The sequence below is a fragment of the Streptomyces sp. NPDC049541 genome, assembly GCF_044465725.1.
Classification (GTDB): Bacteria; Actinomycetota; Actinomycetes; order Streptomycetales; family Streptomycetaceae; genus Streptomyces.
On the sequence record NZ_JBITLY010000002.1, the window covers coordinates 939945 to 954241 of the forward strand.

The 14297-nt window shown below is 70.8% G+C and carries 11 protein-coding genes; 6 read left to right on the forward strand and 5 right to left on the reverse strand.

Features of this window, described 5'->3' with window-relative positions; genetic code table 11:
• Positions 1-67 precede the first annotated feature (67 nt).
• Positions 68-1192, forward strand: coding sequence for a hypothetical protein (locus ACIBW9_RS11425; RefSeq protein WP_398953614.1), 1125 nt, complete (start codon positions 68-70; stop codon positions 1190-1192).
• Here the strand turns inward: ACIBW9_RS11425 and ACIBW9_RS11430 are convergent, their stop codons facing one another.
• Positions 1193-1654 (reverse strand): hypothetical protein, encoded by a 462-nt coding sequence (locus tag ACIBW9_RS11430; RefSeq protein WP_398953616.1) that lies wholly within the window; start codon positions 1652-1654, stop codon positions 1193-1195.
• A gap of 78 nt (positions 1655-1732) precedes the next feature.
• The gene (locus ACIBW9_RS11435; protein ID WP_398953996.1) at positions 1733-3487 is read right to left on the reverse strand and encodes a serine hydrolase; all 1755 of its coding nucleotides are present in this window, start codon (positions 3485-3487) and stop codon (positions 1733-1735) included.
• 158 nt (positions 3488-3645) lie between these two features.
• Here ACIBW9_RS11435 and ACIBW9_RS11440 point away from each other — a divergent pair, with 158 nt between their 5' ends.
• A complete protein-coding gene (locus ACIBW9_RS11440) occupies positions 3646-4755 on the forward strand; it encodes an NAD(P)H-dependent flavin oxidoreductase (protein WP_398953618.1) in 1110 nt (369 codons plus the stop codon).
• Positions 4752-6305: an acyl-CoA synthetase gene (locus tag ACIBW9_RS11445; protein WP_398953620.1), complete on the forward strand. Its 1554-nt coding sequence runs from the start codon at positions 4752-4754 to the stop codon at positions 6303-6305. The genes ACIBW9_RS11440 and ACIBW9_RS11445 overlap by 4 nt, the downstream gene beginning before the upstream one ends.
• Before the next feature lie 48 nt (positions 6306-6353).
• On the opposite strand, the gene ACIBW9_RS11450 is transcribed toward ACIBW9_RS11445, so the two are convergent.
• Complete coding sequence (locus tag ACIBW9_RS11450; protein ID WP_398953622.1) at positions 6354-8762, reverse strand: penicillin acylase family protein; 2409 nt, start codon at positions 8760-8762, stop codon at positions 6354-6356.
• Between the two features lie 109 nt (positions 8763-8871).
• Between ACIBW9_RS11450 and ACIBW9_RS11455 the strand changes: the two genes are divergently transcribed.
• Positions 8872-10368: an acyl-CoA synthetase gene (locus ACIBW9_RS11455; RefSeq protein ID WP_398953624.1), complete on the forward strand. Its 1497-nt coding sequence runs from the start codon at positions 8872-8874 to the stop codon at positions 10366-10368.
• On the opposite strand, the gene ACIBW9_RS11460 is transcribed toward ACIBW9_RS11455, so the two are convergent.
• A complete protein-coding gene (locus tag ACIBW9_RS11460) occupies positions 10365-11069 on the reverse strand; it encodes a DinB family protein (RefSeq protein WP_398953626.1) in 705 nt (234 codons plus the stop codon). The genes ACIBW9_RS11455 and ACIBW9_RS11460 overlap by 4 nt on opposite strands.
• A gap of 146 nt (positions 11070-11215) precedes the next feature.
• On the opposite strand from ACIBW9_RS11460, the gene ACIBW9_RS11465 reads away from it, so the two are divergent.
• A complete protein-coding gene (locus tag ACIBW9_RS11465; RefSeq protein ID WP_398953628.1) occupies positions 11216-11884 on the forward strand; it encodes a Type 1 glutamine amidotransferase-like domain-containing protein in 669 nt (222 codons plus the stop codon).
• Positions 11885-11923: 39 nt separating this feature from the next.
• Here the strand turns inward: ACIBW9_RS11465 and paaK are convergent, their stop codons facing one another.
• Positions 11924-13213, reverse strand: a complete 1290-nt coding sequence (paaK, locus tag ACIBW9_RS11470) for a phenylacetate--CoA ligase PaaK (RefSeq protein WP_398953630.1) — start codon at positions 13211-13213, stop codon at positions 11924-11926.
• A 171-nt stretch (positions 13214-13384) separates the two neighbouring features.
• Between paaK and ACIBW9_RS11475 the strand changes: the two genes are divergently transcribed.
• A complete protein-coding gene (locus tag ACIBW9_RS11475; RefSeq protein WP_398953632.1) occupies positions 13385-14242 on the forward strand; it encodes an alpha/beta fold hydrolase in 858 nt (285 codons plus the stop codon).
• Positions 14243-14297: the final 55 nt, after the last annotated feature.

A 14297-nucleotide genomic window follows, 5' to 3' on the forward strand; every position in this document is an offset into this window, starting at 1 on the left:
TGCGAAACACGTCAGAGGTCCGCCCAGGACAGCTCACCTCGCAGGCGCCGTCGAGGAAGCCCCCACCATGCGCCACTCCCTCTCTCCTGCCCGTCTGGGCACAGCCGGAGCAGCCGCCGCGCTGCTGCTCCTGCCGTTGGCCCCCGAGGCCTTCGCCGCCCCCTCCGTCACTCAGGACAGCGTGACGCCGACCACCATGACCGCGGGTGTCGCCGCGTCGGCCAAGCTGACCGTGCACTCCTCCAGCTGCTTCACGGCCAAGACCCTCGGTGTCGGCGTCCGGGACGCGGCCGGAAAGAACCTGGACTTCCCGGGGAACGCCTCGAATGTCCGAATATGCCCGAGCGGTGTGAAGTTCACCAGCGGCTCGCGCACCCTGCCTGCCGGCACCTACACGATCTTCGGCTTCTGGCAGGAGTCCGGCGGGGCCTGGCACAACCTGCCCTCGCACAAGCTGACCGTCAACAAGGCCTCGACCGCGACGTCGAGCAGCGGTGGCTCGCCGGTCTCCGGCCAGTCCCTGGTCTGGTCCGACGACTTCTCGGGCAGCATCGCCTGGGGCTCGAAGTGGGTCGGCGACAACAGCTCGTCCTACGCCTACGGCGACCACAACCCGGACGACAACAAGCTCGACTGGCTGGACCAGAGCAAGGTCACCACCTCGGGCGGCGTCGCGACCTTCACCGCACAGCCCTCCTCGCACACCCTGGAGAACGGCAAGCAGGCCTGGGACACGGGCCTGCTCACCACCGAGGGCTCCAGCGGCGGCTTCCAGGTGAAGACCGGTGACTACGCCGAGACCCGGGTCAAGATGCCCTCCGGCTCCGGCGCCTGGCCCGCCCTGTGGACCTGGAAGGACGGCAACGGCGAGATCGACTCCTTCGAATACCACCCGGACAACCCGAACCTGCTGGAGTTGACCAACCACGTCACCTCCGGCTCCGACTACTACACCGACTCCGCGGCGGTCGCCCCCGGCCAGTGGGTCACCATCGGCACCCACTACGGTGCGAACTCGGTGGACTGGTACGTCAACGGCAAGAAGGTCTACTCCGACGGTCACGGCGTGGGCAGCAACTTCTCCGCGTATCTGATCCTCAACCTGTCGGTCAGCGCCGGCGAGTACCACCCCGCGCCCTCCGGCTCGACGCCGCTGACCATGCAGGCGGACTACGTGCGGGTCTACCGCTGATCAGCAGTCGACGGACAGGGTGAACGGCGTACGGTCGTTGCGCGGATCGCCGTCGTCGACACTCACCACCTGGACGTGCCCCTCGGCCTCGGTGCCGGGGGGCACATCCGCGTCCACCCGCACCGGAACCAGCGCGGTGGCCGTCCGAAGCCGTGCCAGACCCGCCTCGAAGGTGCAGCGCACCAGCCGTCCGCGGGCCTCGGCGCGGCAGTCCCCGGGGAAGTACGGCCCCTCGGCCGTGAAGCCCTCCGGCAGCCTCACGACCACGGTGAACGGCGACGCGGTCTGCTCCGGCCCCCTGTTGGCCACGAAGGCGTGCACCACGGTACGGCCGCCGGGCGGCGCGGCGGCCGGATCGAGCCGGACCACCTCCAGGTCGGAGCGCGAGGGCGCGGCCGCCAGTCCGGTTGCGCACATCACCACCGCGCCGACCGCGAGCGCGGTCGCCACCCTTCCGGCCATCCGACGCCTCCCACGTTCCGTGCGTTGATCAACGCTCACGGTAACGGGACGGCGCGGGATTCCCCGTGAGGGACGCCGTCAGTCGGTCGACTCCACCCACCCCGCCGCGACGATCCGCGCCGAGTCCGCGGGGCGCGCCTCGTCGAACAGGACGGTGTCCGGAGTCTCGACGCGGATCCCGTCGACGTATGCACCGCGGCCGACGTACAGCTTGTCGGTCGTGTACCGCCAGCGCAGGGTCAGCTGCGGGTGCGCCGGGAGATCGGCCGTCAGGCGGTGCCAGACGCGGCCCGACCAGCCGGCGACCGAGCCCGACGGGTGCTGCTGCGGCACCTCGCCGGGGCGCCCGGTCGTGAAGGGGAGCGGCTGCCAGGTGGTCCCGCCGTCCGTCGTGGCCTCCAGGACGAGGACGTCCGATGCGGGTTCGGTGTCCCACCACAGGGCGGAGGTCAGTCGTACCCCGCCGTCCGTCGTGTCGAGCTGGGGCAGGGTGATCGTGGCGCTCGTGGCGTTCGCCATGCCCGAGAACCATGCCGTACGTCCGTGTGCCGGGCGTACCGGTACGGCGCGTGCCAGATTGTTGCCGGCGGCGACCCGGGGAGCGGAGCCGGAGCGCCATGTGCGCACCGGATGGACCGAGTTGCCCAGCACGACGAGGAAGGAGTCGGTGGTCGGGTCGAGCACCAGCGAGGTGCCGGTGAAACCGGTGTGCCCGGCGCTGCGCGGGGTGGCCATGGCGCCCATGTACCAGTGCTTGTAGAGCTCGAAGCCGAGGCCGTGCTCGTGGCCGGGGAACGCGGTGTCGAAGTCGGTGAACATCAGCTCCACGGACTCCGGCCGCAGGATGCGCACCCGGCCGTAGCGGCCGCCGTTGAGCAGCGTCCGGCCGAGCACGGCCAGGTCCCAGGCGCAGGAGAACACCCCGGCGTGTCCGGCGACCCCGCCGAGGCTGTAGGCGTTCTCGTCGTGCACCTCGCCCCACACCAGCCCCCGTTCCAGACCGGACCAGGGGCCGCGCTCGTCCTCCGTTGCCGCGATCTTCGGCTTCCAGGAGGCGGGCGGGTTGTAGCGGGTGCGGTCGAGGCCGAGCGGCTCGGTGATCTCGTCGTGGAGGAGGGCGTCGAGCGTGCGGCCCGTGATCCTCTCCAGGACGAGCTGGAGCGAGATCAGATTCAGATCGGAGTAGAGGTACTTGGTGCCGGGCGGATTGATCGGGGCTTCGTCGAGGACGAGTCGCAGCCTCGCCTCGCGCGTCGGCGCCTTGTACAGCGGGATCCCGTCACGGAATCCCGAGGTGTGGGTGAGGAGCTGACGGATCGTGATGTCCTGCTTGCCCGCCGCGCCGAACTCCGGGAGGTACGAGGCGACCCTTCCCTCCAGCTCCAGTGCGCCCCGTTCCAGCTGCTGCACCGCCAGCAGCGAGGTGAACAGCTTGGACACCGAGGCCAGGTCGAACACGGTGTCCTCGGCCATGGGGATCTGCCGCTCGGGCGGGAACTCGACACCGGTGTCGGTCTTCTCGTCGTACGCCGCATAGCGCACCGCCATCCCGAGGGGCCGGTGCAGCGCCACGGTGCCGCCCCGCCCGGCGAGCAGCACGACGCCTGCGTACCAGGGGTGCTTGGGGGAGGGGCCGAGGAACGACCCGGCGTCCACGACCAGTTGGCGCAGAGAGGAGGGGAGCAGGCCGGCGCGTTCCGGGCTGCCGTGGCGCAGCGTGCGGTGGTGCCTGGAGTCCGTGGCCGCCGCGGCCGGTCCCGCCGGGAAGGGGGCGATGGTAAGGGCGCCGCCCAGGGCCAGGGCGACTCGTCCGATCTGGCGACGCGTCGGCATCCGGCGGTCGCTCGCGTCTCTTTCCGCTGCGTCGTCGGTCACCCGAGAAACCCTCGTGTCGGTTGTGAAGCATGTCAACAAGGCCTGCCGCCCAATAAATCTGACGGTGTATCAGAAAAGCTCTTCCGTCGGCCGGAGGACTGCGGCATCCTGCGCCCATGCAGACGGAGCTGAGCAAGAAACTGGGAATCGAGCACGCCATTTTCGGCTTCACGCCGTTCCCCGCCGTCGCCGCGGCCATCAGCCGGGCCGGCGGGTTCGGAGTGCTCGGCGCGGTCCGCTACACCGCCCCCGACGAGCTCAAGCGCGACCTCGACTGGGTCGAGGCCCACGTCGACGGCAGGCCGTACGGCCTCGACGTCGTCATGCCCGCCAAGAAGGTGGAGGGCGTGACCGAGGCCGACGTCGAGGCGATGATCCCCGAGGGCCACCGGCAGTTCGTCAAGGACACCCTCGCCAAGTACGGCGTCCCGGAGCTGGCCGAGGGGGAGGCGTCCGGCTGGCGCATCACCGGGTGGATGGAGCAGGTCGCCCGCAACCAGCTCGACGTCGCCTTCGACTACCCCATCCGGCTGCTCGCCAACGCCCTCGGCTCCCCGCCCGCCGACGTGGTCGCCCGTGCCCACGAGCACAACGTGCTCGTCGCGGCCCTCGCGGGCAGTGCCCGGCATGCCGTCAAGCATCAGGAAGCCGGCATCGACATCGTCGTCGCGCAGGGCTACGAGGCCGGCGGGCACACCGGCGAGATCGCCTCCATGGTGCTCACCCCGGAGGTCGTCGACGCCGTCGATCCACTGCCGGTCCTTGCGGCGGGTGGCATCGGCAGCGGGCAGCAGGTGGCCGCCGCCCTCGCCCTCGGCGCGCAGGGGGTGTGGCTGGGCTCCCTGTGGCTGACCTGCACCGAGGCCGACCTTTCCGCGCCCGCGGTGACGCGGAAACTGCTCGCCGCAGGCTCCGGCGACACCGTCCGCTCCCGCGCGTTGACCGGGAAACCGGCACGCCAGCTCCGTACCGAATGGACCGACGCGTGGGACGACCCGGCCGGACCCGGCACCCTTCCCATGCCCCTGCAGGGACTGCTGGTCGCCGAGGCCCTCACCCGCATCCAGAAGTACGAGGTCGAACCCCTGCTCGGCACCCCGGTCGGCCAGATCGTCGGCCGCATGAAGAGCGAACGCACCGTTCAGGCCGTCTTCGACGACCTCACCCGCGGCTTCGAGCAGGCCGTCGACCGCATCAACCGCATCGCCGGAAGGAGCGGCACATGACGAGTACGCCCCCCGCCGGATTCTGGGCCCAGGCCACCGCCGAACCCGACCGCACGGTCCTCGTCGCACCCGACGGCGAGCAGTGGACCGCCGGACGTCTGCACGCGGCCGCCAACCGTCTGGTGCACGGCCTGCGCGCCGCCGGACTGCACCGCGGCGACGCCTTCGCGGTCGTACTGCCCAACGGCATCGAGTTCTTCACCGCGTATCTGGCCGCCAGCCAGGCCGGTTTCTATCTCGTCCCGGTCAACCACCACTTCGTCGGCCCGGAGATCGGCTGGATCGTCGCCGACTCCGGCGCCAAGGTGCTCATCTCCCACGAGCGTTTCGCGGGGCCCGCCCGCCACGCCGCCGACGAGGCCGGGCTGCCGGCCACCCAGCGGTACGCCGTCGGCACGGTCGAGGGCCTCCGCCCGTACGCCGAACTCCTCGACGGACAGCCGGAGTCGGCGCCCTCCGACCGCGAGCTCGGCTGGGTCATGAACTACACGTCGGGCACCACCGGCCGCCCCCGCGGCATCCGCCGCCCGCTGCCCGGCAAGACCCCCGAGGAGGCCTATCTCGGCGGCTTCCTCGGCATCTTCGGCATCAAGCCGTACGACGACAACGTCCACCTCGTCTGCTCCCCGCTCTACCACACGGCCGTACTCCAGTTCGCGGGCGCGTCCCTGCACATCGGCCACCGCCTCGTCCTGATGGACAAGTGGACGCCCGAGGAGATGCTCCGGCTGATCGACCGGGAGAAGTGCACGCACACCCATATGGTCCCGACCCAGTTCCACCGCCTGCTCGCGCTCCCGGAGGACGTGCGTCGCTCGTACGACGTCTCGTCCATGCGGCATGCCATCCACGGCGCCGCCCCCTGCCCCGACCATGTGAAGCGGGCGATGATCGACTGGTGGGGCCACAGCGTGGAGGAGTACTACGCGGCCAGCGAGGGCGGCGGCGCCTTCGCCACCGCCGAGGACTGGCTGAAGAAGCCCGGAACCGTCGGCAAGGCCTGGCCCATCAGCGAACTCGCGGTCTTCGACGACGACGGCAACCGTCTGCCGCCCGGCGAACTCGGCACCGTCTACATGAAGATGCACACCGGTGGCTTCGCCTACCACAAGGACGAGGCCAAGACGAAGAAGAACCGCATCGGCGACTACTTCACCGTCGGCGACCTCGGCTACCTCGACGAGGACGGCTACCTCTTCCTCCGCGACCGCAAGATCGACATGATCATCTCGGGCGGGGTCAACATCTACCCGGCCGAGATCGAGTCGGCCCTGCTCGCCCACCCCGCCGTCGCCGACGCCGCCGTCTTCGGCATCCCGCACGACGACTGGGGCGAGGAGGTCAAGGCGGTCGTCGAACCGGCACCGGGACACGAGCCGGGCCCGGCCCTGGCCGCCTCGATCCTCGACCACTGCGCCGAGCAACTCGCCGGCTACAAGCGGCCCAAGAGCGTCGACTTCATCTCGGAGATGCCCCGCGACCCGAACGGGAAGCTGTACAAGCGGCGGCTGCGCGACCCGTACTGGCAGGGGCGCACCCGCGCCGTGTGACGCCCGGGGCCCTGTCCCACGCGGGATGCGCGGGACAGGGCTGTACGGTCAGTGGTGTTCGCCGACCCGGATGACCCGCAGTGCGGGCGAGGACAGGATGTCCTTCTCGCAGAAACGGGCCGTCACCCACCTCTCACCGGACAGCAGCCGGGTCTGGTCGCTGTGGTGCGGCGAGTTCGGGTTCGACGACTGGGAGTACGTCAGCAGGGTGCGGGCCACCGGGCAGCCGCTGCCGTCCCAGCCGACGGCCTGCAGATGGCTGGAGCCGAACGGCACCTGCGTGTACGCCCCGCTCGCCGCGTCCCACGTCGGCTCGACCACGTTCCACACGCCGAGCCTGTTAGAGCCGCCCGGTATCGCGAGGCGTTCGCCGCCTCGCACGACGTACTGGTGGTCACCGAGCCGGGCGTCCAGCGGTGTACCCGAGCCGCGCAGTTCCGCCACCGCGTCGGCGAGGGCCGTGGCGAAGCCGGGCACGCTGGTGTCGAGCGTGTTCGGCGTGCGGACCGGGTCCGCCGCCGAGAACGGCACCTTCCAGAGCCGGCCGGCCGGTACGGCGGCGGTCAGCTTCCGCCAGAAGCGGTCGAAGAAAAGGGCGCCGCGGCTGTCGGTGTCCATGGTCCGGTCCCAGGCGGCGAGCACCCTGCAGGCCTCGCCGACGTCAACCGACTTCCCGTCGTTCGCCCTCGCCGTGCCACCGGGCAGCGCGGCACACGCCTTCGCCGCGTCGGCCGCGGCCAGCGCACCGGCGGGCGCCCGGTTCGCGAACTGCTGCTTCTGCAGGTCCCGGACGGTCAGCCCGCCGCGCTTGGCCATCGCCGCCACATCCTCGATCGCGCCCCTGGTCCGCAGCGAGCGCGGAGTGCCGACGTCGCCGAAGATCCGCTCGTAGCCGGTGAGCGGCCGGTCGGTGTTGGCCAGCCAGGCGCTGTCGTTGGAGTTCTCCGCGTAGGGCGCGTCCTTGAGCATGGGCATCCGGGCCGGCCCGAAGACACCGGGCTGCACGGCGTCGGCGTCGCTGCCGATCGCGCAGGCCCCGCGCGAGCCGTCGAGGACCGCGAGACCCGCCTGCGGGTAGGTGAGCTTGCCGAGGTCGGTTGAGCAACGGGCCGCCAGCTCGTCGGTGATCCGGGGCAGCACCTGCGACTGGGTGTACAGGGAGTGGCCGGCGGAGTCCGCGGCGACGGTGTTCACCCAAGGCAGGCCCTGGTGCCGTTGCAGGGAGGTCACCACGTCCGCGGTGGAGCGCGCCTTGGCGAAGCCGAGCGAGGTGTCGGCGAAGCGGAAGTTGGCGGCGTTCGGGTCGTTGAGCGCGTAGGCCGTCGTGGCCGTCCACGGCAGCGGTGGATCACCGCCGGGGTCGGCCACGACCGGGCCGTAGCGCGTCCACCACTGGGTGCGCGTCACCGGGGCGCCGTCCTGGACCGGCACGGTCACGGTGCGCTTCGTCATCCGCTCCCGTTCGCCGTCCACCAGATAGACCGTGGGGTCGGCGGGGTCCAGGGTCAGCCGGGTCAGGCTGAACGGGACGCCGGTGGCGACGGTGTGGCTCCACGCCACACGGGAGTTGTAGCCGATCGACACGGTCGGCGAGCCGAGGAGCGAGCCGCCCGCCACGTCCAGCTCGCCCGGGATGGTCTGCTGCGACTGCCAGAACCGGCGCCCGCCCTGCCACGGGTAGTGCGGGTTGCCCAGCAGCAGACCGCGGCCGTTCGCCGTCGTGGCCCCGCTGAAGGCGACCGCGTTGGACCCCATGTCCGCGCTCGCGGACCGTTCGCGCACCGCCTTGATCAGGGCCTTGGCGTCGACCCCCGTGGCGGACGCCGTGAAGCCGGTGGGAGGCTGCGCCCCGGTGATCTCGTCCACGAAGCCGCCCTGGCCGCCGAGAACCACGATGGCGTAGAAGCGGGCGGCCACATCGGTCGGGGAGATCGGCCGCACCCAGGGCTTGCCCTGGCACGCCGGGTCGGTGATCCGGTTCTGCGCCAGCCAGGCGTCGTACCCGGCGGCGAAGCCCCGCAGCATGTCCTTCACCTGGCGGCTCGGGCCCCGTGGCGCCGGTTCCGCGAGGAGCTTCTCCACGGTCCGGGTCTGCCGTATGCCGCGGAAGTACAGGTCGCTGGAGAGATTGTCGGAGGCCGACGACAGCGAGCGGTCGGTGGCCGCGTCGGGGCCGAAGTAGCGTGAGCGTTCGCCGCGCACGGTCACGAAACCGTCGGCGAGCAGACACACCTGGTCGGCGGCCTGCGCCCAGCCGGTGCCGAAGCCGAGGTCCGCGTAGTTCTGCGCGACGATGTGCGGAATTCCGTACTCGGTGTAGCGGATGACGGCGGACAGATCGCCGTGCGCGGGACGGTCCTGACGGCTCGTGCGCTCGGCCGCGGCGGCCTGCAGAGCGGACGAGGCGGTGAGTAACGCGACGGCCGCGACGGCCAGTCGTCTGAAACGGGTACGCAAGGTGCCTCCCAGAGTCATGGGGGAAGGAGCGGTTGAACGCGCGACGGGCGGGTGCGTGAGCCTCCCGGGTGCTTGACCTGCCCCGGCCACACGCCGAGGATCATCAGTCATGACGCAGGGACACGGCAGCACGGTTGACGGGGTGCTGCGGCGCAGCGCCCGGCGCACCCCCGCGCGCAGCGCGGTGGAGTACGGCGACCGCAGATGGACGTACGAGGAACTGGACGAGGCCGTCTCCCGCGCGGCGAGCGTCCTGCTCGCGCAGGGACTGGCCCCGGGCGACCGCGTCGGCGCCTACGGCCACAACTCGGACGCCTATCTGATCGGCTTCCTCGCCTGCGCCCGCGCGGGCCTGGTCCATGTACCGGTCAACCAGAACCTGACCGGCGACGACCTCACCTACATCGTCGAACAGTCCGGCAGCTCGCTGGTCCTCACCGACCCCGACCTGAGCGGTCGACTCGCGCAGGACGTACGGACGTTGCCCCTGCGGGACGCCGACGATTCACTGCTGGCCCGGCTGGCCGCGGCCCCCGCCCACGACGGGCCCGAGCCGCGCACCGAGGACCTGGTGCAGCTGCTGTACACGTCGGGTACGACGGCCCTGCCCAAGGGCGCGATGATGACGCACCGCGCCCTGGTGCACGAGTACCTGAGCGCGATCACCGCCCTCGACCTCAGCGCCGGTGACCGCCCCGTGCACTCCCTCCCGCTCTACCACTCCGCGCAGATGCATGTGTTCCTGCTGCCGTACCTCGCGGTCGGAGCCACCAACATCATCCTCGACGCCCCCGACGGCGACCGGCTCTTCGACCTCATCGAGAACGGTCGTGCGGACAGCCTGTTCGCCCCGCCCACGGTGTGGATCGCCCTGTCCAACCGCCCCGACTTCACCACCCGCGACCTCAGCGGACTGCGCAAGGCCTACTACGGCGCCTCGATCATGCCGGTGCCCGTCCTGGAACGGCTGCGCCAACGACTGCCCAAGCTCGCCTTCTACAACTGCTTCGGCCAGAGCGAGATCGGCCCCCTGGCCACCGTCCTGGCACCCGACGAGCACAAGGGCCGTATGGACTCCTGCGGCCGCCCCGTCCTGTTCGTCGACGCCCGTGTGGTCGACGAGGACGGCAAGGACGTCCCCGACGGCACACCCGGCGAAATCGTCTACCGTTCCCCGCAGTTGTGCGAGGGCTACTGGGACAAACCCGAGGAGACCGCCGACGCCTTCCGCGACGGCTGGTTCCACTCCGGAGACCTCGCGGTGCGCGACGCGCACGGCTACTACACGATCGTCGACCGCGTGAAGGACGTCATCAACTCCGGTGGCGTACTGGTCGCTTCACGCCAGGTGGAGGACGCCCTCTACACCCACGAGTCGGTCGCGGAGGTCGCCGTGATCGGCCTGCCCGACGAACACTGGATCGAGGCGGTCACCGCGGTCGTCGTTCCGCGCGGCGAGGTGACCGAGGACCAACTGATCGCCCACGCCCGCGAGAAGCTGCCCCACTTCAAGGCACCGAAGCGGGTGGAGTTCGTGACGGAGCTGCCGCGCAACGCCAGCGGAAAGATCCTCAAGAGGGAACTGCGGGACCGCTTCTCCGGCTAGCGCGACCGCCACAGGTCGCGCAGGAGCGCGATCTCGGCCATGTGGTGGATGAACTCGAGGTTGGCGCCCCACAGCACGCTGATGAACGGTTCGTCGGGGTCGGAGCCGTACGGGTACTGCGAGAAGCCGACCGTGTCGAGTTGCGCGTCGGTCATCGCGGCGACGCTGTCCCGCCAGCGGTCGATCAGCGCCCAGAACCGCTCCAGGGCCAGCGCGGCGGACGGAGTGAAGTCGACCAGCAGCTTCGGCTCCTGCCGCCGCTCACCGAAGGTCCACTCCCACTGGCCCGCGAAGCAGAAGTGCAGGTGCCCCAGCCGCCAGGCGATGGTGGTGATCGGCGCCTCGTCGGGCTCCACCGGCCCGGTGTGCGCGAGGACCTCCTGGACCCGCTCGACGCTCACGCTCCAGTCCTCGGCGATCTTGGCGACGGACATACCGGCGGCGGCCTGCCGGGCCACCTCGTCGTACTCGTTCGACGGGATCTCCGGGGCACCCTGGTCGAGCACCCACTCGCCGGGCCCGAAGGCCCTGGGCGTCGTCGCCTCGCTCCGGCGCCGGATCGACCAGCCGCCGGGCGCGGGCTCCCACAGGTACTCCTCGTCGCCGAGCCCCGTCAGCCGCACCTGAGCCATCTCCCTGGCGCGGTCGAACTGGTCGATGAGCAAGCCAAGACGGTCGGTCCGCACACCCGCGATCTGCATGCCGGCTCCCCTCGCGGTCGCATGAAGCTCCTTCGCCCTGCGGCCGGATCCTAGGAGCGCGGCCCCTGGCGGGCGAGCGATTTACGCTGCGGTCCGGCAGCGCCCCCGCCGTTGTGCCCGCCCGTCAGCCGTGCTTGGCTCGCCGGATGAACCTTCTGCTGACGGCGAGTGGCCTGCGCAACGAGACACTGCGGGACGCGCTGCGGGACATGCTGGGAAAGCCGTTCGGATCGGCGAACATCGTGTACGTTCCCACGGCTTCCGTGGCCGAGCCCGGGGACCACGGCTGGCTCGTCGAGGGCATGAACCGGCTGTACGGCCTCGGCTGGCGGGAGTTCGACGTCCTGGAGCTGAACGGCCTGCCCCGGCAGCTGGTCCTCGACCGGCTGCTCCACGCCGACGTGATCTACGTCGAGGGCGGCAACCACTACCACCTCGCGCGCAGCATCACCCGCAACGGTCTGGCCGAGGGCTTCCTTCAGGCGCTGGAGAGCCGGGTCCATGTGGGGGTCAGCGCCGGATCAATGATCTTCAGCCGTCATCTCACCGCACACTCCGCCGACGTCATCGGGGACACCGCGGACCTCCATGTGCTTGGCGCGACGACCGTGGAGCCGCCGTTCGGCCTCTTCGACTGGTACCTCAAGCCCCATCTGTACTCGCCGCATTTCCCGGAGCGGGACGACGCCTGGGCTGATCGCATCGCTGCGCGCGCGGACTTCCCGATCTACTTCATCGACGACGAGACGGCCGTTCGTGTCAGGGACGGCAAGGTGGATGTCATCTCCGAGGGCCGGTGGCGGTTCCATCAGTGACGCGATGGCGAGCCGCACATCGGCACACTCAGCGGAGCGCTACCGCAGGTCCACGACCCGCCGGATCTTGCCCACCGAACGCTCCAGCGACTCCGGCTCGACGATCTCCACCGCGACCGACACCCCGATGCCGTCCTTCACCGCCGTCGCGATCGCCTGCGCGGCGGCCTCCCGCACCTCGGGTCCGGCGTCGGGCCGGGCCTCCGCCCGCACGGTGAGGGCGTCAAGACGGCCCTCCCGGGTCAGGCGCAGCTGGAAGTGCGGGGCGACACCGGGCGTGCGCAGCACGATCTCCTCGATCTGTGTCGGAAAGAGATTCACGCCCCGCAGGATCACCATGTCGTCACTGCGCCCGGTGACCTTCTCCATCCGCCGGAACACCCGCGCCGTGCCCGGCAGCAGCCGCGTCAGGTCGCGGGTGCGGTACCGCACGACCGGCATGGCCTCCTTGGTCAGCGAGGTGAAGACGAGCTCGCCCTCCTCGCCGTCCGGCAGCACCTCACCGGTGATCGGGTCGACGACCTCCGGGAAGAAGTGGTCCTCCCAGATGTGCAGCCCGTCCTTGGTCTCCACGCACTCCTGCGCCACCCCCGGGCCGATCACCTCGGACAGCCCGTATATGTCCACCGCGTCGATCGCGAACCGCTCCTCGATCTCCCGCCGCATCTCCTCGGTCCACGGCTCGGCCCCGAAGATCCCCACGCGCAGGGAGGTGCCGCGCGGATCGACGCCCTGGCGCTCGAACTCGTCGAGGAGCGTGAGCATGTACGACGGCGTCACCATGATGATCTGCGGCTCGAGGTCCTGGATCAGCTGGACCTGGCGGGCCGTCATACCGCCGGAGGCGGGGATGACCGTACAGCCGAGCCGTTCCGCCCCGTAGTGCGCGCCGAGGCCGCCGGTGAACAGGCCGTAGCCGTACGCCACATGTACCTTGTCGCCGGGCCGGCCACCCGCCGCACGGATCGAGCGGGCCACCATGTCGGACCACAGGGAGAGGTCGCTGTCCGTGTAGCCGACGACCGTGGGGCGCCCGGTGGTGCCGCTGGAGGCGTGGATCCGGCGGATGCGGTCCTGTGGCACGGCGAACATGCCGTACGGGTAGTTCTCGCGCAGGTCCGCCTTCGTGGTGAACGGGAAACGGGCCAGGTCGGCCAGGGACCGGCAGTCGTCCGGGTGGACGCCGGCCTTGTCGAAGGACTCCCGGTAGAAGGAGACGTGCTCGTACGCGTGCCGCAGCGAGGCCCGCAGCCGCTCCAGCTGCAGCGCCCGCAGCGCACCGGCGTCGAGCCGTTCCCCTGAATCCCGCAGCTCCGTCGCATCCACCATGGGGACGTCTCCTTCACCAACCGCACCAATACGGGCGACCGATCATTCGGTCGAGCTGTTCGGGATCAGTAATTCAGGCCACGTCGAGGCAGGCAAGAGGGCGGCACGCATTTTCTGCCGCGCCCCCAAACTGCGTTGCGCCACCGGGCCATGGGGCCGGAAGATCGGGACATGCCGATCTTCACTGCCGCCGACGGGACCGAACTGGCCTACCACCTCCGGGGTGACGGCGAGCCGCTCGTCGTGCTGCCGGGAGGCCCGATGCAGGCCTCCTCCTACCTCGGAGACCTGGGCGGGCTCGCGCAGCACCGCCGGCTGGTCCTGCTCGACCTGCGCGGCACCGGCGACTCAGCGGTACCGGAGGATCCGGCCACCTACCGGTGTGACCGGCTCGTGGACGACGTGGAGGCGCTCCGCACCCATCTGGGCCTGGAGCGGATGGACCTGCTCGCCCATTCGGCCGGTGGCAGTCTGGCGATGCTGTACGCCGCCCGGCACCCGGAACGGGTGGCGCGGCTGGTCCTGGTCACCTGCATCCCGTGGGCCCTGGGAAGGCAGCCCAGCGCGGAGGACCGGCTGGCTGCGGCCCGCCTGAGGAGCGGCGAGCCGTGGTTCCAGGACGTGTTCCCGGCGTTCGAGGAGTGGCTGGCGGGGAAGACCGACTTCGACCCGGCGTTCGCGCCCTTCTTCTACGGCCGCTGGGACGACGCGGCGGCGGATCACGATGCCGGCGTCGAGTTCAACGACGACGCCGCCGACGTCTACGGCTCCGACGGCGCCTACGACCCGCCCGCGACCACCGCCGCACTCGCCCGAGTGGCCGCACCGGTCCTCGTCCTCGCCGGCGAGCTCGACGGCGGCCCCCGGCCCGAGCTGGCGCGCACCGCCGCCGATGTGTTTCCGAACGCCGAGTTCACCGTCCAGCCTGGTGCGGGGCACTATCCGTGGGTGGACGACCCCGAGTGGTTCGCACGCCGGGTCGCCCGGTTCTTGAGCCGGGACGAGGCCTTGGTGTCGGCGGGCGAGTAGCAGATCGGCCGAGCGGTGCGCCGCTCGAGTTGCGGGATGCGCCGGCTGCCGTGAC